Below are 17,659 nucleotides of genomic sequence, written 5' to 3'. Positions count from 1 at the left end.
CGTTACCAGCCCCGCCAGCGCAATCCCAAAATGAGTGAGAACAACGCCACGCACAGGATCAGCGCACCAAAATCAATACCCCTCAGGGACAGCTCCTCCATCCTGGTGCGTCCCGCGCCCCCCCGGTAGCAGCGGGACTCCATGGCCGTGGCCAGATCCTCCGCCCGCCGGAAGGCGCCGGCAAAAAGTGGCAGCAGCAGGGGCACAATGCCCCTGACCCGCCCCCACAGTCCGCCTTGCATGAAATCCGCCCCCCGGGACTGCTGTGCTTTCATGATTGTTTGCGCTTCACTGAACAGGGTGGGTATAAAACGCAGGGCGATGGTCATCATCATGGCCAGTTCATGCGCCGGCACACCAAAACGCTTACCCGGGGCAAGCAGGCACTCCAGACCGGCGGTCAGCTTTAACGGCGAAGTGGTTGCCGTAAGCAGGAAACCGGCCAGGATCAAAACCGTCAAACGCCACAATATTTGCCCGCCCAGTGCGAGACCAGGCCTGGTCACGTGCAGTGGCCCGGCGGTAAAAACAACTTCCCCGGGCGTAAAAAAAATCTGCAGCAAAAAAGTGATTCCCAGGATAAACCAGAACGGGCGCAGGTTTTGCCACAGCATGCCGGGCGGAATACCGGCCAGTGTAAACACAGCCAGGAGCAGGATGCTCAGAACGAGGTAAGCGGGCCAGCTTCCGGCCAGCATGACTGCGGCGACAAGCAAAATGGTAGTGACAATTTTGGTCCGCGGGTCCAGGCGGTGAATTAATGAATCACCCGGTATAAATTGTCCGATCGTCAGGCCGTCAAACATGCTCTCACTTCCCGCCGGGCAGCACGGTTTTAATCTCCTGCTCCGCTTCATCCAGGGTGAGGGTGTCGCAGCGCACGGCCAGTCCTTTTTCTTTCAAACCGAACATCACCCCGGCCGGCAGGGGTAAATCAAGGCCGGCCTCGTGCAACCCTTCCGGTTGGCCGAAAATTTGCCGCGGTGTGCCCTCCCGCCATTTTTCCCCCTTGAGCAGCACCACCATCCGGTCGGCATAGCGGGCTGCGTCCTCCATATTGTGAGTAATTAAAATAACTGTTGTGCCGCGGGACAGTTGCCACGCCTTGATTTGTTCCAGCAAGTGCCGGCGTCCGGCCGGGTCCAGACCGGCCGCCGGTTCATCCAGAACAAGCACCGGCGGTTCAACAGCCAGAATGCCGGCCAGGGCCACCCGGCGCTGCTGGCCGCCGCTAAGCATAAACGGGGACATACTTTTGACGGTATCATATTCAAGCCCGGTCATTTCCAGCGCCCGCCGCACCCGCCGTTCCACTTCCCGCCTGTCCAGGCCCATGTTGCGCGGTCCGAAGGCCACCTCGGCAAAAACATTTTCTTCAAAGAGTTGCTGTTCGGGATACTGGAAAACCAGTCCCACCGTCCGCCATAATTCGCGGCGTTTCTTCTTATCCCGGGTATCCATGCCATTGACCAGCACACAGCCGGCCGAGGGAAGCAGCAGCCCGTTAAAATGCTGTGCCAGGGTGGATTTACCCGAACCGGTGGGTCCGGCCAGGGCAACAAACTCCCCCCGGCTGATCTGCAGGTTGATATTTCGCAGCGAAATTGTTTCCAGGGGCGTTCCCGGCGCATAGATATGCGTCAGATTGTTTACCGTTATCACGCCTTACGCCTCCGTCAACACCGCCCGTCCGCCGGCCGCGGTCACGGGAAAGGCAAATGCAAGCCGGTAATCGTCGGGCAACTGGAGCGCTGAAGGCACCGCAACCTCATTGCACCGGTTGCCGGCGTCCGGGTTCCGGAGCGGCCAACTACCGCCCGGCGGCCAGACCGGCCAGCGCTTCAACCAGTTCATCCGCCGTCAAAACATTTGCCGGCACCGGATAACCGGCGTTTCTCAACCGGCGGGCCAATTCCACCGCCCCCGGCAGGGCCAGATTAACTGCCTGCAGTTTTTCCCGCCGGTCAAAAACATCCTGCGGTGTTCCCTCCATGACCAGCCGTCCGTCCGACAAAACCCAAACCCGGTGGGCGAACAGCACTTCCTCCATAAAGTGGGTGATCAGCACCACCGTGATGCCTTCCTCACGGTTCAAACCGCGCAGGGTCTGAAGCACTTCCCGCCGGCCGGCCGGATCCAGCATGGCCGTCGGCTCATCCAGCACCAGGCAGCAGGGGCGCATAGCCAGCACACCGGCAATAGCCAGACGCTGTTTCTGGCCGCCGGACAACAGGTGCGGCGCCTGCAGCCGTTGAGCGCCCAGACCGGTCAAACGCAGCGCCCCGTCAACCCGGCGGCGAATTTCCGGTGGCGGCAGGCCGAGATTCTCCGGACCGAAGGCCACATCCTCCTCTGCTACGGCCGCCACCAGCTGGTTGTCCGGGTTTTGAAAAACCATCCCCACCCGGCGGCGGATTTCCCAGCAGCGGGCCGGATCGTTGGTATACATGCCGGCCACTTTCACAGTTCCGGCAGTGGGCAATAGCAGTCCATTGAGCTGCCTGGCCAGGGTGGATTTACCCGAACCGTTCGGACCGATTACGGCCAGAAACTCGCCCCGGCGGATATCGCCGTGAATATCTTTTAATGCCGCCCCGGATCCGGCAGCGCTTTGGTTATAAACAAAGTGCAGGCCGCGGATTTCAATCAATGGCTCCCCGGCCGGCGGCAGTTGCCCGGTGACAACCGGATCAGACAAGCTCCAGGATTACCAGCGGCGCCGCGTCACCCCGCCGGTAACCCATTTTGACTATGCGTGTATAACCGCCCGGGCGCTCGGCAAATTTCGGCCCCAGATCATTGAACAGCTTGCGTACCACCCGTTCGTCATAGATATATTCCAATGCCTGGCGGCGCGCGGCCAGATCACCCCTTTTGGCCAGCGTGACCATTTTATCGGCAACGCTTTTCACTTCCTTGGCCCGGGTTTCCGTGGTGTGAATGCGGTCGTCCCGGAACAGGGAAGTAACCAGGTTGCGTAACATGGCCCGCCGGTGACCGGTGTTCCGGCCCAGCTTTTGATATCCCATCTCCATCCCTCCTCAATCATCAGTGTTGCGCAGGTCCACACCCAATTCATGCAGCTTGTTTATGACCTCTTCCAGCGATTTCTTGCCCAAATTCCGTACTTTCATCATTTCATTTTCGTTGCGTTGAATCAGCTCTTCCACTGTATTGATCCCGGCCCGTTTAAGACAATTATAGGAGCGTACGGATAGATCCAGTTCTTCGATGCTCATTTCGAGGATCTTGTCTTTTTTCTCTTCTTCTTTTTCGACCATAATCTCCACGTCGTCCACGGCCTCGGTAAGTCCGACGAACAGCCGCAAATGCTCGCCCAGGATTTTGGCCGACAGGCTGACCGCCTCGTCGGGGCGGATGCTGCCGTTGGTCCAAACTTCCAGGGTCAGCTTGTCATAGTCAGTGCGCTGGCCCACCCGGGTGTTTTCCACTGTAAAATTGACCTTGCGGATGGGCGTAAAGGCCGAGTCCACCGGAATAACGCCGATAATATGATCTCCCTTTTTATTCCGCTCGGCGGAAACATAGCCCCGCCCTTTGGCTACGGTTATTTCCATAAACAGGCGGGCATTGCTGGACAAGGTGGCGATATGCAAATCCGGGTTTAAAATTTCCACATCGGAGTCGTGGATAATATCACCCGCTCTTACAGCACCCTCTCCCCGGGACTCCACACGCACAATTTTATCCTCGTCACTGTACATTTTCAGGCACAGGTTTTTCAGGTTGAGAATAATATCGGTGACGTCTTCCCTGACTCCCGGTACGGTGGAAAACTCGTGCAGCACCCCTTCAATCTTCACTGAGGTAACAGCCGCCCCCGGCAGGGATGACAGCAAAATACGCCGCAGCGAATTGCCCAGGGTAATGCCGTATCCCCTTTCCAGCGGTTCCACTACAAATTTGGCGTAATGCTCCTCATCGTTGGCTTCCACACATTCGATCCTGGGTTTTTCAATTTCCAGCATACATGGTAACCCCCTTTAGCCGGACCGCGCCCGGACAGACCGGTTTTTGCCGACTCATTGTAAAAGGCCGGCTTACCTCGAATACAGCTCCACAATCAGGTGTTCCTGCACCGGGGCATCGATCTGGTCACGCGCCGGGAGAGCTACCACTGTCCCCGTGGCCTGCCCGGCTGAATACTCCAGCCAGGCCGGCGGGGTTTTGTCGGCCGCCCGCTCCAGCAACTCTTTAATGCGCGGGGATTCCTTGCTGCCTTCATGCACTGTGATGACGTCCCCAACCCGGACCAAGAAGGAAGGAATACTCACTCTTCGTCCGTTTACGGTATAATGGCCGTGCCGGACCAGTTGCCTGGCTTCCGTACGGGAACTGGCCAGTCCCAAACGGTAGATCACATTGTCCAGGCGCCGTTCCAAAAGACGGAGCAGGTTTTCACCGGTTACCCCGCTCTGACGCTCGGCCCGTTCAAAATAATTGCTAAACTGCTTTTCCAGTACCCCGTAAATACGGCGGGTCTTTTGCTTTTCCCTGAGCTGCACGCCGTATTCACTGACCTTCTTGCGGGACTGGCCGTGCATGCCCGGTCCGTAAGAACGCCGGTCGATGGCGCATTTGCCCGTATAACAACGGTCGCCCTTCAGATAGAGTTTAGCGCCTTCACGACGGCAGAGCCGGCATTGCGCACCTGTATATCTGGCCATCTAAATAATCAAAACCTCCTTTTTATTGTAAACATTATACCCGGCGGCGTTTCGGCGGCCGGCACCCGTTATGGGGAATGGGAGTAACATCCTTGATCATGTTTACTTCCAGACCGGCGGCCTGCAGGGATCTGATCGCCGCCTCCCGGCCCGCGCCTGGCCCTTTGACCATTACTTCCACCTGTTTCAAACCGTGTTCCATGGCTTCTTTGGCCGCAGTTTCAGCAGCCATCTGGGCCGCAAAAGGGGTGCTTTTACGGGAACCCTTGAAGCCGACCGTGCCGGCGCTGGCCCAGGAAAGGGCGTTGCCCCGGGTGTCGGTGATGGTTACAATGGTATTGTTGAAGGTGGACCGGATGTGTGCCACCCCGTGTTCAATGTTCTTACGTTCGCGGCGCTTCGTACGCACAGGTCTGCGTGCCATATTTATCCACAAGCCTCCTTATTTCTTACGTCTGACGCCCACCGTTTTACGCGGTCCTTTGCGTGTACGGGCGTTGGTCTTGGTGCGCTGGCCACGTACAGGCATGCCGCGGCGGTGACGCAGGCCGCGGTAACAGCCGATTTCAATCAACCGCTTGATGTTCAGGGCGATTTCCCGGCGCAGATCGCCTTCCACGTGGTGGTTCTTTTCAATACTCTCCCTGAGCCGGGTTACTTCTTCCTCCGTCAGGTCCCGCACCCGGGTATCCGGGTTGACTCCGGTTTGAGTCAAAATTTTCCGGGAGGTCGGCCGGCCAATGCCAAAAATATAGGTCAGGGCGACCTCCACCCGCTTATCCCGGGGCAGGTCCACCCCTGCAATACGTGCCACCTTTTACACACACCTCCTGATAATTCTCCGGCAAACATATTTAACCCTGTTTTTGCTTGTGTTTGGGATTTTCACAAATGATCATAACTCTACCTTTCCGCTTGATTACCTTGCACTTTTCACAAATCGGTTTTACAGAGGGCCGGACTTTCATTTAACCCACCTCTTTTGGGCATGATTATTTATAACGGTACACAATCCGGCCCCGGGTCAAATCATATGGCGACAACTCCACCATCACCCGGTCGCCGGATAAAATGCGGATAAAATTCATGCGGATTTTTCCGGATACGTGCGCCAGCACCCGGTGCCCGTTCTGCAGCTCCACCCGGAACATGGCATTGGGAAGCGGCTCAATCACGGTACCTTCAACTTCAATCACATCTTGCTTTGACATTAGTTTGGGCAAACCTCCTTACTGGGCAATAACCGGTCAGCGTTACCCGGGCTACCGGCCGCCGGGTTCCGGATCCGGATTTTGTTCCGGACCGTTCAGTAAATGTGTCAACGCCTTGCGAATATCCTGATCATTTACGCGCTGACCGGATGCAATTTTGGCTGCCACTTCTGCCGCCAACCGGGGATACACTTTGATATGCCTGGTATTTTTCTTTTTCGGCGCCGCCAGCTTGCGATCCCGGCCATTGACCAACCAGACCATATTGTCACCGGCCAAATCCAGGATAAGGTAGAATTTTCCGCTGTCCCTGCCGGCGGTGGAAACAACCAGCCTTCCGGGAGCAATCCTTGTATTCATCCCGGCCACCTCCGGCTACAATCGGGTCAGGATCTCGGGTTTACCGCCGGTAACAGCCACTGTATGCTCAAAGTGTGCCGACAACCGGGCGTCTTTGGTAACCACCGTCCAATTATCCGCAAGTGTGCGCACCTCATAAGTGCCCGCATTGACCATCGGTTCAACCGCTAATGTCATTCCCGCCTTCAGTCTTGGTCCGCGCCCGGGCTTGCCGAAGTTGGGTACCTGTGGTTCTTCGTGCATGCTCCTGCCGATGCCGTGCCCGACATAATCCCGGACCACGGAATAACCCCGGCTTTCCGCAAAACTTTGCACGGCATGCGAGATGTCGGAAAGCCGGTTCCCCTCCCGCGCCCGGGCAATGCCGGCAAAAAGCGATTCCTCGGTTACTTTTAACAGGTTCCCGGCCTCCGGGCTGATCTCGCCGGCTGGAAAAGTCGCCGCTGCATCACCAAAATAGCCATTTATTTCCGCTCCGACATCAATACTGATAATATCTCCATTTTCCAGCGCTCTTAAACCGGGAATGCCGTGCACCACCTGCTCGTTGACCGAGGCGCAGATCGTGGCCGGAAAGCCGTACAGGCCTTTAAACGCCGGTTTGGCCCCCCTGGCGACGATAAAGTCCTCGGCCAGGCGATCCAGTTCGCCGGTAGTTACTCCCGGTTTAACGGCCCGGGAAAGTTCATCCAGCACTCCTGCCACTATATGCCCGGCGTCACGCATATAGGAAAGTTCGCGCGGTGATTTTACGGTAATCATCAGGGCCATCTCCATCTATTTGATAAATCCCTGGTAACTGCGCATCAGCATGTGGGACTCCATTTGTTTCATCGTGTCCAGGGCCACACCAACCACAATGAGCAGTGATGTGCCGCCGAAATATACATTCGGAATCCGGGTGGCCACCAGCACAAAGTTCGGCAATACGGCGATCAGCGCCAGGAAGACGGCTCCGGCCAGTGTCACCCGGCTCATCACCCGGCTGATGTACTCCGCCGTCGGACGCCCGGGACGGATGCCGGGAATGAAGCCGCCGTATTTCTTGATGTTGTCGGCTATATCCACCGGATTCATAATCACGGCGGTGTAAAAATAGGTAAAGCCTATCACCAGCAGGGCATATAAGATGCTATGCAACGCCGTTCCCCAGGCAAAGTAGTTCAGGTACCAGGTGGCGAACCAGTTGTTGGGAAACCAGGTGGCGATTTGCTGGGGAAACATCATAATCGATGCGGCGAAAATCACCGGAATCACACCGGCCTGGTTCACCCGCAGCGGCAGGTGGGTGCTCTGTCCGCCGTAGACCCGCCGGCCGACCACCCGTTTGGCGTACTGCACCGGTATGCGCCGTTGTCCTTCCTGCACGGTGACAATGGCGGCAATTACCACGGCACCGATGATCAACAACAACAAAATACTGACCACGTTGATTGTCCCCGCCTGCAGGTACTGTACCGTACGCACGATGCCGGCCGGTATGCGGGATACAATACCGGCGAAGATGAGCAACGAAATGCCGTTGCCAATTCCTTTTTCAGTAATCTGTTCACCGATCCACATCAGGAAGGCCGTACCGGCGGTCAGGGTGAGCGCCACCAGAATATAAGAAAATACATTAGGCGAAATCAGCACGTGCTGGTTCCGCAAACCGACGGTCATGCCGAAAGCCTGGATAAAGGCCAGTACCACCGTCAAATAACGGGTGTACTGGGTGATCTTTTTCCGTCCTTCTTCCCCTTCCTTGGCCAGACGCTCCAGTGTGGGTATGACCACCGTCAGGAGCTGAATGATAATCGAGGCGTTAATGTAGGGCATGATGCTCATGGCGAAAACGGAAAAGTTTTTGAACGCCCCGCCGGAGATGGTGTCAAAGAAACCAAAAAGTACGCCCTTATTGACCAGATCCGCAAATACTTTCGCGTTCACCCCGGGCACTGGAATATGCGCCCCGATGCGAAAAACCAGCAGCATGAGCACGGTGAAAAGCAATTTCTTCCTCAGTTCATCCACCTTGACGGCGTTTTTCATGCTTTCCAGCAACTAGATCACCTCGGCTTTGCCGCCGGCGGCCACGATCTTCTCCGCCGCCGCTTTACTGAAAGCATGCGCCTGAACGGTAAGCGATTTTTCCAGTTCCCCCTGGCCGAGGATCTTCACCCCGTCACCGGTTTTCTTGATTACCCGGGCTTCCAGCAACGTTTCAGGTGTAATAACCGCGCCGTTATCAAAACGGTTCAGCATATCCAGGTTGATGGCAATGATCTCTTTTTTGAACGGGGCATTGGAGAAACCGCGTTTGGGCAAACGGCGCTGCAACGGCATCTGGCCGCCTTCAAAGCCCGGCCGCACTCCGCCGCCGGATCGCGCCTTCTGTCCCTTTTGCCCCCGCCCGGCGGTTTTTCCAAGGCCGGAACCGACCCCCTGCCCCTTGCGGGTGGGCTTCTTACGCGCCCCTTTGTTTGGTTTCAGTTCATGAAGTTGGACCACATTAACACCTCCTGCTATGTTCTTTTGCATTTTCCCCCGAACCGTTATGCCTCTTCAACTTTAAGCAGGTGAGAAACCTTGTTGATCATACCCCTGATCTGCGGTGTATCGGCCTGAATCACCGAACTGTTCAGTTTACCCAGGCCGAGCGTGCGCACGGTAATCCGCTGGTTCGCGGGACGGCCGATCAGGCTTTTCACCAGAGTAATTTTCAACTTGGCCATAACCATTCCCCCTATCCCAGCAATTCTTCCACCGTCTTGCCCCGCAAGCGGGCCACTTCCTGCGGTGTTTTCAGGCTCTTCAGGGCCACCATGGTGGCGTGCACCATATTGTTGGCATTATTGGAACCCAGCGATTTGGTCAGGATATCCCGGATGCCGGCCAGTTCCAGAATGGCACGTACCGGTCCGCCGGCAATCACGCCGGTACCGGGGGCGGCTGGACGCAGCAACACCTTGCCGGCGCCGAACACACCAATCACCTCATGCGGAATGGTTGTTCCCGCCAGAGGAACCGGAACCATGTTTTTCTTGGCATCTTCAACTCCTTTGCGAATGGCCTCGGGCACCTCGCCCGCCTTGCCCAGGCCGCTCCCCACCCGGCCGCTGCCGTCGCCGACCACCACCAGCGCTGAAAAGCTGAACCGGCGGCCGCCTTTGACCACTTTGGCCACACGATTAATATATACTACTTTCTCGGATAATTCCAGTTTGTTGGCATCAATCCTGGACAAATGTTTCCCTCCTTTTTCGACACAAATTAAAATTCCAGCCCGCCTTCCCGGGCCGCTTCGGCCAGGGCTTTGACCCGGCCGTGATAGACATAACCGGCACGGTCGAAAACAACTGCTTTGATTCCTTTTTCCTGCGCCTTTTGGGCCAGCAGTTTGCCTACCGCCGCAGCCGCCGCCCGGTTGCTGTTGCCGTTGAACTGTCCTTTCAACTCGGGCGAAAGGGTTGAAGCGCTGGCCAGCGTAGTGCCGTGCTGATCGTCAATAAGCTGGGCATAGATATGCTGCAGGCTGCGGAATACGTTGAGACGCGGCCGGCCGGCCGAGCCGGCAATCTTGTTGCGTATGCGCAGCTGACGCTTAGCCCGTATTTTTTTCCGGTCTGGTTTGGTGATCATCTTTGCCGTTCAACTCCTTTCCCCTACTTCTTGCCCTTACCGCCGGCTTTGCCGGCCTTGCGGCGGATCCGTTCCCCTTCATACTTTATTCCCTTGCCCTTGTATGGTTCCGGTTCCCGAACCGCCCGGATATTTGCCGCCAGCGCGCCCACTTTTTCCTTGTCCATACCCTTGACAACCACTTTGGTCGGAGCGGGAACGTCAATTTCCAGCCCTGACGGGGGAACAATCTCCACCGGATGCGAATACCCGACCGCCAACACCAGTTTGTTGCCCTGTTTGCTGGCCCGGTAACCCACTCCGGTCAGTTCCAGTGATTTTTCAAAGCCCCGGGTCACACCCAGCACCATATTGTTGATCAGTGTCCGGGTGAGGCCGTGCAGGGAACGATGCAATTTGTCATCCGACGGGCGTTCCACCACGATCCGGCCGTCCTCCACCCGGATGCTCATATCCCGGTGCAGTTCTCTCTCCAGCAGGCCTTTCGGACCTTTAACCCTTACCGCCGCGCCGTCAACCTCCACTTCAACACCCTGGGGCAGGGGAATTGGCTGTCTGCCGATTCTGGACATGCCTCACACCTCCTGTTTACGTCCTGTTCGGTTGTTTTTTGCGGGCCGCTACCATACGTAACAGATAACCTCGCCGCCCACACCCAATTTTCTGGCCTTTTTATCCGATACAATCCCCCGGGAGGTGGACAAGATGGCAATTCCCAAACCGCCCAGCACTTTCGGAATGGCATCCTTCCGGGCGTAAACACGCAATCCCGGGCGGCTGATCCGTTTCAGTCCGGTAATTACCCGTTCCTTGTTCGACCCGTATTTAAGATAAACGCGTACCACACCCTGTTTACCATCTTCCACAAATTCGTAATCCCGGATCAATCCTTCTTCTTTCAGAATGCCGGCAATGGCTTTTTTCACCCTGGACGCCGGAACTTCCACTGTATCATGATAAACCGTATTGGCATTGCGAATACGGGTCAGGAAATCGGCCACAGGATCCGTCATGACCATGTAAACTACCCCCTTTTACCAGCTGGCCTTGCGTACACCGGGAATCTCACCGCGGTAGGACAGTTCCCGGAAGCAGATGCGGCAAATGCCAAACTTGCGCATATACGCATGCGGCCGCCCGCATAATTTACACCGGTTGTATTTGCGCACTTTAAACTTCGGCTCACTCATGGCTTTATAAATCATCGATTTCTTGGCCACTGTTTTCCCCCCTTTGCCATGAAACCCGTCGCGGAAAAGCGGGCCGGTAAAACTGCGCCCTTTGCGCTGCAGGCCATTTACGCCGCCTTGAAAGGCATGCCCAACAGCCTCAACAATTCCCGCGCTTCTTCATCCGTACGGGCGGTGGTGACAAAAATAATGTCCATGCCACGCACTTTGTCGATCTTGTCATATTCAATCTCGGGAAAGATGAGCTGTTCTTTTATCCCCATCGTATAATTGCCCCGGCCGTCAAAAGACCTGGGCGAGACTCCGCGGAAATCGCGCACCCGTGGCAGGGCCACATTGAACAGCTTATCCACGAACTCATACATCCGGTCGCCGCGCAGGGTCACCTTGCATCCAATACTCATCCCCTGACGCAGCTTGAAGGCGGCGATGGATTTTTTAGCCTTGGTAACCACCGGACGCTGACCGGAAATATACATCATGTCATTTACCGCCGCATCCATGACCTTACTATTTTGAATGGCTTCGCCCACACCCATGCTGAGCACTACTTTTTCCAGGCGGGGCACCTGCATCACATTTTTATAGCCGAATTTCTGCATCATGGCAGAAATAATTTCATCCCTGTACCTGTCTTTCAACCTCGGCATTGCCGCTCCCTCCCTTCCGGCGGGTTATCCAAGCGTTTCCCCGCATTTTTTACAAATCCGCACCTTCTTGCCATCGTCCAAGACCTTTTTGGCGATCCGGGTGGGGCTGCTGCACTTGTTGCAGACCAGCATCACATTTGAGCTGTGCACCGGCGCTTCCTTTTCCACAATGCCCCCCTGGGGCATGCGCTGCGTCGGTTTTGTGTGCCGCTTGACCACATTGACGCCTTCCACGATCAGCCGGCTTTTGGCGGGTTCCACTGACAGCACCTTGCCCCGCTTGCCGGCGTTTTTACCGGTCAGTACCAGCACCGTGTCGCCTTTGCGCACGTGTACTTTGGGCATCCTAAAACACCTCCGAATGACTAGATGACCTCGGGAGCCAGTGAAACAATCTTCATGTAGTCCCGATCACGCAGTTCCCGGGCCACCGGTCCGAAAATACGGGTTCCCCGGGGGCTTTTGTCATCCTTGATGATTACTGCGGCATTTTCGTCAAATTTGATATACGACCCGTCGGGACGGCGCACCTCCTTGTTTGTGCGCACCACCACCGCCTTGACCACATCGCCTTTCTTAACAACGCCGCCGGGCGTGGCCTCTTTTACCGAACAAACTATTTCATCGCCCAGACTGGCATAACGGCGCAGACTGCCGCCCAGCACCCGGATGCACATCAGACGGCGCGCACCGGTGTTATCCGCCACCCGGAGCATGGTCTGTTCCTGAATCAATCCCTACACCTCCAATACGGCAATCCGTTTAAGGGGGCCGGCTTACAGTTCCTCGGCCCGCTCCAGAATTTCCAGCACCCGCCAGCGTTTATCCTTGGACAGGGGCCTGGTCTCCATGATGCGCACTTTATCGCCGGTCCGGCAAGCATTTTCCTCGTCATGTGCTTTGAATTTTTTAGTCTGGCGGATGGTACGCTGATACAGGGGGTGCCTGACCAATGTTTCGACCGCCACCACCACGGTTTTATCCATTTTATCGCTTACCACCCGGCCCGTGCGTACCTTGCGTTGATTGCGTTCCTCCATTCCTTTTTACCCCCTTCCTCTAAGCCCGTTTAATGCCCAGTTCCCGTTCCCGGATGATGGTTTTCACGCGGGCGATGTCACGGCGCGTTTCCTTTATTTTCATGGGGTTGTCAAGCTGGTTGGTGGCCAGCCGGAATCTCAGTTTGAAGAGTTCATCCTTGGAATCGTCCAGTTTTTTGAGCAATTCCTCATTTGTCATTTCCCACAGTTCCTTACTCTTCATTAACCTCACCCACTTCCCCGCGTTTCACAAATCTGGTCTTGATGGGCAGCTTGTGGGCCGCCAGGCGCATGGCCTCCCTGGCGATATCCTCGCTGATGCCGGCCAGTTCAAACATAACCCGGCCCGGTTTGACCACCGCCACCCAGTATTCCGGTGCGCCCTTGCCGCTGCCCATACGTGTCTCGGCTGGTTTCGCCGTCACCGGCCGGTCGGGGAAAATGCGGATCCACACCTTGCCGCCACGTTTGATGTAACGGGTCATGGCAATACGGGCCGCCTCAATCTGACGGTTGGTAATCCAGGCCGGTTCGAGCGCCTGCAGTCCGAATTCGCCGAAATGCACCTCGGTGCCGCCCTTGGCCCGGCCGCTCAAATCTCTGACCCGGTGCTGCTTGCGGTATTTTACCCTCTTGGGAATGAGCAACGCCTATTCGCCTCCTTGGCCGGCAGCAACCTTTTGCTTCGCCTCCGGCAGTACTTCTCCTTTATAAATCCAAACTTTAACCCCGATTTTTCCGTAGGTGGTTTTGGCCTCGGCAAATCCATAGTCGATATCCGCCCGCAGGGTGTGCAGGGGTACTTTGCCCTCGCTGTACCATTCTGTACGCGCAATCTCCGCACCGGCCAGCCGGCCGCTGCAGGAGATTTTCACACCCTTGGCGCCCATTTTCATTGCCCGGGAAATAATCTGCTTCATCGCCCGCCGGAAGGCAACCCTTTTTTCCAACTGGGCGGCGGCGTTTTCCGCCACCAGTTGGGCGTCGATTTCCGGCGTCTTTATTTCCACGATATTGATATGCACGCTTTTGCCGGTCGTTTTTTCCAGCTCACGGCGCAGGTTTTCCACTTCCGCGCCGCCGCGTCCGATCACAATGCCCGGCTTGGCGGTATGAATGGCAATCCGGATGCGGTTGGCCGCCCGTTCGATCTGAATGCGGGAAATGCCGGCCGCAAACAGCTTGTGCTTGATATATTTACGAATCCTGACGTCTTCATGCAACAGGCCGGCAAAATTCTTTTTGTCGGCAAACCACTTGCCTTCCCAGTCCCTGATAATGCCGATACGCAGTCCCTTGGGGTGTACTTTCTGGCCCACATTATCCCTCCTTTAGCTGTTTTTTTCCTTGACCACCACGGTAATGTGGCTGGTTCTTTTGCGCAAAACATCCGCCCGCCCCATTGCTCTGGCCTGAAATCGCTTCAGTGTCGGCCCCTGATCTACATAGGCCGCCGCAACATAAAGATCATCCCGGTTCATTTCAAAATTGTGCTCGGCATTCGCCGCCGCTGATTTGACCACCTTGGCCACCGGCACCGAAGCACGCTGGGGTGAAAACTTCAAGATGGCCAGCGCCTGCGAAACATCCTTGCCCCGGATCAGATCGACCACCTGGCGCACTTTACGGGGCGAGATGCGGATATATTTGGCCATTGCCCTGGCTTCCATTTACAAGACCTCCTTTGCCGCCGTCATATACCGGCAAGTCTCCGGTAAAAACACTACTTCAACGAAGTGGACCGTTCGGTATGCGCGCCGTGACCGCGAAACATCCTGGTCGGGGCGAATTCACCCAGCTTATGCCCGACCATGTCCTCGGTAATATAAACCGGGATATGTTTGCGGCCGTCATGAACGGCAATGGTGTGGCCGATCATTTGAGGAAAGATGGTGGAACGGCGGGACCAGGTTTTGATCACCCGCTTGTCCCCCCTGGCCTCCATATCCTCAATCTTTTTTAATAGTTTTTCTTCACAGTAAGGGCCTTTTTTCAAGGAACGACCCATAATCTTTGCACACCTCCCTCAACGCTACTTGCTTCTTCTCTTGACGATCAGGCGATCGCTCGGTTTCTTCTTCCGCGTACGGGCGCCCAGGGCCGGTTTGCCCCAGGGAGTGACCGGGTTGCGGCCGATCGGGGAACGCCCCTCACCACCGCCGTGCGGGTGGTCCACCGGGTTCATCACTACACCGCGTACGGTCGGTCTGATGCCCAGCCAGCGGGAACGTCCCGCTTTACCGATGGTGATATTTTCGTGTTCCACATTGCCGACCTGGCCGATGGTGGCCCGGCAATTCTGCAGCAGCAGCCTCATTTCCCCCGACGGCATGCGGATGTGGGCATACTTCCCTTCCTTGGCCATCACCTGCGCCGCCGTTCCGGCCGAGCGGACCAGCTGCGCGCCGCCGCCCGGATACAGTTCGATGTTGTGCACCATGGTGCCCAGCGGAATATTGCGCAGGGGCAGCGTATTCCCCGTCTTGATATCCGCATCCGGACCGGAAACCACCGTCATGCCCGTTTCCAGGCCCAACGGGGCGATGATGTAGCGCTTTTCGCCGTCCGCATAATGCAATAACGCGATGCGCGCCGAACGGTTGGGGTCGTATTCAATAGTGGCCACTTTGGCCGGAATGCCATCCTTCTCCCGTTTAAAATCAATGACGCGGTACATGCGCTTATGACCGCCGCCGCGGTGACGCACGGTCAGACGGCCCCCGTCGTTACGGCCGGCCTTTTTCTTCAATGGTTGAAGCAACGATTTTTCCGGCTCGGTGCTGGTGATTTCTTCAAAGGTCGATACGGTAACAAACCGGCGTCCCGGAGACGTCGGCTTGAATTTCTTGACTGCCACCCGGGTTACCTCCTTAAAGCAGTCCCCTGCCCGGCGGCGCCGGGAAAGGAACCTTATACTCCTTCAAAAAGCTCGATCTTATTCCCTTCCTTGAGGGTCACAATGGCTTTTTTCACGTCCGGCCGGCGGCCCCACACATTGCGCACCCGCTTGAGCTTGCCTTTTACACGCAGGGTGTGCACCTTTTCCACCTTGACCTTGAACAGGTCTTCGACCGCCTTCTTGATTTCAACCTTGTTCGCCCCCGGGTCCACGATAAAGGTATATTTGTTTTCAGCCTGCAGGGCCATGCTCTTTTCGGTGACCACCGGGCGTCTTAATATATCCCGCGGGTTTTTCATCATGCCAGCGCCTCCTCCACCCGGGACACCGCATCCCTGGTAATGACCAGCATACCGTGTGCCAGCAGGTCGTAAACATTCAGGCCCTCGGTGGACACGGGCTTGATGCCGGGAATGTTGCGCGCCGATTTAATCACATTTTCGTCCCGGCCGGAGATCACCACCAGCGCCGGTCCGTCAACCCTGAGGTTGTCCAGGATGCGCACCATTTCCCTGGTCCGGGGCATGGTCAGTTTCAGCTCGTCCAGGACCAGGATTTTACCGTCCTCCACCTTGGACGAGAGTGCCGACCGCAGAGCCAACCGGTATACTTTACGGGGCAGTTTGTAGCTGTAGTCCCGCGGATGCGGGCCGAAAACCGTACCGCCGCCCCGCCAGATCGGGGAGCGGGTGCTGCCGTGCCGGGCGCGTCCGGTACCTTTCTGCCGCCATGGCTTGCGGCCGCCGCCCCGTATTTCACCCCGGGTTTTGGTATCATGGGTGCCCTGCCGGCGGCTGGCCTGCTGCATCACCACAGCGTCGTGCAATGCCTGCCGGTGCACGGGAATACCAAAAACACCGTCACTCAATTCAATCTCACCAACTTGCTCGCCGCTGATATTATACAACGCTACCTTAGGCATCGTGCTTCCTCCTTCCGTTGCTTGTCAACGCGCCTTGGTGGTGTTTTTCACCAGCACCAGGCCGCCCCGCGGTCCGGGGAGGGCTCCCTTGATGGCCAGCAGGTTGCGTCCGGCATCCACCCGCACCACTTCCAGGTTCTGCACCGTTACCCTTTCCACTCCGTAATGTCCGGGCAGTTTCCTGCCCTTGAACACCCGGGCCGGGCCTTTTGCCCCCAGGGAACCTGGCCGGCGGTGGTATTTGGAACCGTGAGCCATCGGTCCGCGGTGAAAACCGTGTCTTTTAATCCCGCCGGCAAATCCGCGTCCTTTGGATGTTCCGACCACATCCACCTTTTCACCGAGAGCAAAAATGTCGGCCTTTACTTCCTGGCCCACCTGATAGCTTTCCGGATCTTCCACCCGGAATTCCCTTAAAAAGCGCAACGGCTTGACACCGGCCCGGGTAAAGTGGCCTTTTGCCGGTTTGCTGACCAGGCGTTCCCTTTTTTCGCCGAAGCCCAGCTGAATGGCCGCATACCCGTCCTGGGCGGCGGTTTTTTTCTGCACTACATAACAGGGACCCGCCTCGACCACAGTCACCGGCACCGCTTTTCCGGCCTCGGTGAAAATCTGCGTCATGCCTACTTTTTTGCCGATAATGCCCTTTGGCATCGTACTGATCACACCTCCTCCACCTGACTGCACCTATAACTTGATCTCAATGTCCACACCCGCGGGCAGGTCCAGACGCATCAAGGCGTCCACCGTCTTGGGCGTGGGTTCCAGAATATCAATCAACCGCTTGTGCGTACGCATTTCAAACTGCTCCCGGGAATCCTTGTTTACATGCGGTGAACGTAAAATGGTGTAAATGTTTTTTTCCGTCGGCAGGGGAATCGGCCCGGCCACACTGGCTCCCGTCCGCCTGGCCGTGTCCACGATCTTTTGCGCCGACTGATCCAGCATATGGTGATCAAAGGCTTTGAGCCTGATTCTGATTTTCTGGTTTTTCACCTGTCTACCTCCTTTCGCCGGTACAAGACGGGCAGGAGGGCGGGAATGCCCCCCTGCCGTAGCGCTACTCGATCACCGAGGT

34 protein-coding genes are annotated in these 17,659 nt (G+C 56.6%); all 34 read right to left on the bottom strand.

The genetic code is table 11. The features are described 5' to 3' along the window. Positions 1-2 precede the first annotated feature (2 nt). Positions 3-806, bottom strand: coding sequence for an energy-coupling factor transporter transmembrane component T family protein (locus A6M21_RS11685; RefSeq protein WP_066669015.1), 804 nt, complete (start codon positions 804-806; stop codon positions 3-5). Between the two features lie 4 nt (positions 807-810). Further along, entirely contained in the window at positions 811-1,662 is an 852-nt protein-coding gene (locus A6M21_RS11680) for an energy-coupling factor transporter ATPase (RefSeq protein WP_066669013.1), read from the bottom strand. A 148-nt stretch (positions 1,663-1,810) separates the two neighbouring features. Beyond that, the gene (locus A6M21_RS11670) at positions 1,811-2,698 is read right to left on the bottom strand and encodes an energy-coupling factor transporter ATPase (RefSeq protein ID WP_242868834.1); all 888 of its coding nucleotides are present in this window, start codon (positions 2,696-2,698) and stop codon (positions 1,811-1,813) included. After that, positions 2,691-3,029 (bottom strand): 50S ribosomal protein L17, encoded by a 339-nt coding sequence (gene rplQ / locus A6M21_RS11665; RefSeq protein ID WP_066669009.1) that lies wholly within the window; start codon positions 3,027-3,029, stop codon positions 2,691-2,693. The genes A6M21_RS11670 and rplQ overlap by 8 nt, the downstream gene beginning before the upstream one ends. Positions 3,030-3,041: 12 nt before the next feature. Then, positions 3,042-3,989: a DNA-directed RNA polymerase subunit alpha gene (locus tag A6M21_RS11660; protein ID WP_066669007.1), complete on the bottom strand. Its 948-nt coding sequence runs from the start codon at positions 3,987-3,989 to the stop codon at positions 3,042-3,044. A 72-nt stretch (positions 3,990-4,061) separates the two neighbouring features. Continuing rightward, on the bottom strand, positions 4,062-4,688 hold the full coding sequence (gene rpsD / locus A6M21_RS11655; RefSeq protein ID WP_066669005.1) for a 30S ribosomal protein S4: 627 nt from the start codon (positions 4,686-4,688) through the stop codon (positions 4,062-4,064). Positions 4,689-4,722: 34 nt separating this feature from the next. Next, on the bottom strand, positions 4,723-5,112 hold the full coding sequence (rpsK, locus tag A6M21_RS11650; protein WP_066669003.1) for a 30S ribosomal protein S11: 390 nt from the start codon (positions 5,110-5,112) through the stop codon (positions 4,723-4,725). Positions 5,113-5,130: 18 nt separating this feature from the next. Beyond that, complete coding sequence (gene rpsM, locus A6M21_RS11645) at positions 5,131-5,502, bottom strand: 30S ribosomal protein S13 (RefSeq protein WP_066669001.1); 372 nt, start codon at positions 5,500-5,502, stop codon at positions 5,131-5,133. Between the two features lie 40 nt (positions 5,503-5,542). Next, positions 5,543-5,656 carry a 50S ribosomal protein L36 gene (gene rpmJ, locus A6M21_RS11640; protein WP_015617468.1) on the bottom strand — a complete coding sequence of 38 codons (114 nt, stop codon included), beginning with the start codon at positions 5,654-5,656 and terminating at the stop codon, positions 5,543-5,545. 24 nt (positions 5,657-5,680) lie between these two features. Continuing rightward, positions 5,681-5,899, bottom strand: a complete 219-nt coding sequence (gene infA, locus A6M21_RS11635; protein ID WP_066668999.1) for a translation initiation factor IF-1 — start codon at positions 5,897-5,899, stop codon at positions 5,681-5,683. A gap of 51 nt (positions 5,900-5,950) precedes the next feature. Further along, positions 5,951-6,259 carry a KOW domain-containing RNA-binding protein gene (locus A6M21_RS11630; RefSeq protein WP_066668997.1) on the bottom strand — a complete coding sequence of 103 codons (309 nt, stop codon included), beginning with the start codon at positions 6,257-6,259 and terminating at the stop codon, positions 5,951-5,953. A 15-nt stretch (positions 6,260-6,274) separates the two neighbouring features. Next, positions 6,275-7,021, bottom strand: coding sequence for a type I methionyl aminopeptidase (gene map / locus A6M21_RS11625; protein ID WP_066669048.1), 747 nt, complete (start codon positions 7,019-7,021; stop codon positions 6,275-6,277). Between the two features lie 15 nt (positions 7,022-7,036). Beyond that, positions 7,037-8,302, bottom strand: coding sequence for a preprotein translocase subunit SecY (secY, locus tag A6M21_RS11620; RefSeq protein WP_066668995.1), 1,266 nt, complete (start codon positions 8,300-8,302; stop codon positions 7,037-7,039). Continuing rightward, positions 8,303-8,779, bottom strand: coding sequence for a 50S ribosomal protein L15 (gene rplO, locus A6M21_RS11615; protein ID WP_066668992.1), 477 nt, complete (start codon positions 8,777-8,779; stop codon positions 8,303-8,305). It abuts the gene before it with no gap. 14 nt (positions 8,780-8,793) lie between these two features. After that, on the bottom strand, positions 8,794-8,973 hold the full coding sequence (rpmD, locus tag A6M21_RS11610) for a 50S ribosomal protein L30 (RefSeq protein WP_066668990.1): 180 nt from the start codon (positions 8,971-8,973) through the stop codon (positions 8,794-8,796). A gap of 11 nt (positions 8,974-8,984) precedes the next feature. Continuing rightward, positions 8,985-9,485, bottom strand: a complete 501-nt coding sequence (gene rpsE / locus A6M21_RS11605) for a 30S ribosomal protein S5 (protein ID WP_066668989.1) — start codon at positions 9,483-9,485, stop codon at positions 8,985-8,987. 26 nt (positions 9,486-9,511) lie between these two features. Next, positions 9,512-9,880, bottom strand: a complete 369-nt coding sequence (gene rplR, locus A6M21_RS11600) for a 50S ribosomal protein L18 (RefSeq protein ID WP_066668988.1) — start codon at positions 9,878-9,880, stop codon at positions 9,512-9,514. A gap of 23 nt (positions 9,881-9,903) precedes the next feature. Next, complete coding sequence (gene rplF, locus A6M21_RS11595) at positions 9,904-10,452, bottom strand: 50S ribosomal protein L6 (RefSeq protein ID WP_066668987.1); 549 nt, start codon at positions 10,450-10,452, stop codon at positions 9,904-9,906. 48 nt (positions 10,453-10,500) lie between these two features. Continuing rightward, positions 10,501-10,899 carry a 30S ribosomal protein S8 gene (gene rpsH, locus A6M21_RS11590; protein WP_066668986.1) on the bottom strand — a complete coding sequence of 133 codons (399 nt, stop codon included), beginning with the start codon at positions 10,897-10,899 and terminating at the stop codon, positions 10,501-10,503. A gap of 15 nt (positions 10,900-10,914) precedes the next feature. Then, positions 10,915-11,100, bottom strand: coding sequence for a type Z 30S ribosomal protein S14 (locus A6M21_RS11585; RefSeq protein ID WP_066668985.1), 186 nt, complete (start codon positions 11,098-11,100; stop codon positions 10,915-10,917). Between the two features lie 77 nt (positions 11,101-11,177). After that, on the bottom strand, positions 11,178-11,720 hold the full coding sequence (gene rplE / locus A6M21_RS11580; protein WP_066668980.1) for a 50S ribosomal protein L5: 543 nt from the start codon (positions 11,718-11,720) through the stop codon (positions 11,178-11,180). Positions 11,721-11,744: 24 nt separating this feature from the next. Continuing rightward, a complete protein-coding gene (gene rplX, locus A6M21_RS11575; RefSeq protein WP_066668978.1) occupies positions 11,745-12,065 on the bottom strand; it encodes a 50S ribosomal protein L24 in 321 nt (106 codons plus the stop codon). A gap of 20 nt (positions 12,066-12,085) precedes the next feature. Then, positions 12,086-12,454, bottom strand: coding sequence for a 50S ribosomal protein L14 (gene rplN / locus A6M21_RS11570; RefSeq protein WP_066668976.1), 369 nt, complete (start codon positions 12,452-12,454; stop codon positions 12,086-12,088). A 42-nt stretch (positions 12,455-12,496) separates the two neighbouring features. Further along, the gene (gene rpsQ / locus A6M21_RS11565; RefSeq protein ID WP_066668974.1) at positions 12,497-12,760 is read right to left on the bottom strand and encodes a 30S ribosomal protein S17; all 264 of its coding nucleotides are present in this window, start codon (positions 12,758-12,760) and stop codon (positions 12,497-12,499) included. Positions 12,761-12,779: 19 nt separating this feature from the next. Then, positions 12,780-12,983: a 50S ribosomal protein L29 gene (gene rpmC, locus A6M21_RS11560; RefSeq protein WP_066668964.1), complete on the bottom strand. Its 204-nt coding sequence runs from the start codon at positions 12,981-12,983 to the stop codon at positions 12,780-12,782. Continuing rightward, positions 12,973-13,407: a 50S ribosomal protein L16 gene (gene rplP / locus A6M21_RS11555; RefSeq protein ID WP_066668958.1), complete on the bottom strand. Its 435-nt coding sequence runs from the start codon at positions 13,405-13,407 to the stop codon at positions 12,973-12,975. The genes rpmC and rplP overlap by 11 nt, the downstream gene beginning before the upstream one ends. Before the next feature lie 3 nt (positions 13,408-13,410). Further along, positions 13,411-14,079, bottom strand: a complete 669-nt coding sequence (gene rpsC / locus A6M21_RS11550) for a 30S ribosomal protein S3 (protein ID WP_066668955.1) — start codon at positions 14,077-14,079, stop codon at positions 13,411-13,413. 12 nt (positions 14,080-14,091) lie between these two features. Beyond that, positions 14,092-14,430: a 50S ribosomal protein L22 gene (rplV, locus tag A6M21_RS11545; RefSeq protein ID WP_066668953.1), complete on the bottom strand. Its 339-nt coding sequence runs from the start codon at positions 14,428-14,430 to the stop codon at positions 14,092-14,094. A gap of 53 nt (positions 14,431-14,483) precedes the next feature. After that, positions 14,484-14,768, bottom strand: a complete 285-nt coding sequence (rpsS, locus tag A6M21_RS11540) for a 30S ribosomal protein S19 (protein ID WP_066668951.1) — start codon at positions 14,766-14,768, stop codon at positions 14,484-14,486. A gap of 24 nt (positions 14,769-14,792) precedes the next feature. Continuing rightward, positions 14,793-15,617, bottom strand: coding sequence for a 50S ribosomal protein L2 (rplB, locus tag A6M21_RS11535; RefSeq protein ID WP_066668949.1), 825 nt, complete (start codon positions 15,615-15,617; stop codon positions 14,793-14,795). A gap of 53 nt (positions 15,618-15,670) precedes the next feature. Continuing rightward, positions 15,671-15,958: a 50S ribosomal protein L23 gene (rplW, locus tag A6M21_RS11530; RefSeq protein WP_066669045.1), complete on the bottom strand. Its 288-nt coding sequence runs from the start codon at positions 15,956-15,958 to the stop codon at positions 15,671-15,673. Beyond that, positions 15,958-16,581, bottom strand: a complete 624-nt coding sequence (gene rplD, locus A6M21_RS11525) for a 50S ribosomal protein L4 (protein ID WP_066668947.1) — start codon at positions 16,579-16,581, stop codon at positions 15,958-15,960. Before rplD ends, rplW begins: the two co-directional genes overlap by 1 nt. Before the next feature lie 24 nt (positions 16,582-16,605). After that, the gene (gene rplC, locus A6M21_RS11520) at positions 16,606-17,235 is read right to left on the bottom strand and encodes a 50S ribosomal protein L3 (RefSeq protein WP_066668945.1); all 630 of its coding nucleotides are present in this window, start codon (positions 17,233-17,235) and stop codon (positions 16,606-16,608) included. Positions 17,236-17,268: 33 nt separating this feature from the next. Further along, positions 17,269-17,577 (bottom strand): 30S ribosomal protein S10, encoded by a 309-nt coding sequence (gene rpsJ, locus A6M21_RS11515; protein WP_066668943.1) that lies wholly within the window; start codon positions 17,575-17,577, stop codon positions 17,269-17,271. Positions 17,578-17,659: the final 82 nt, after the last annotated feature.

Origin of the sequence: Desulfotomaculum copahuensis (genome assembly GCF_001655685.1) — a bacterium.
In the GTDB taxonomy this organism is placed as follows: Bacteria; Bacillota; Desulfotomaculia; order Desulfotomaculales; family Desulfovirgulaceae; genus Desulfotomaculum_G; species Desulfotomaculum_G copahuensis.
This window is presented reverse-complemented; position numbering and strand designations above follow the sequence as displayed.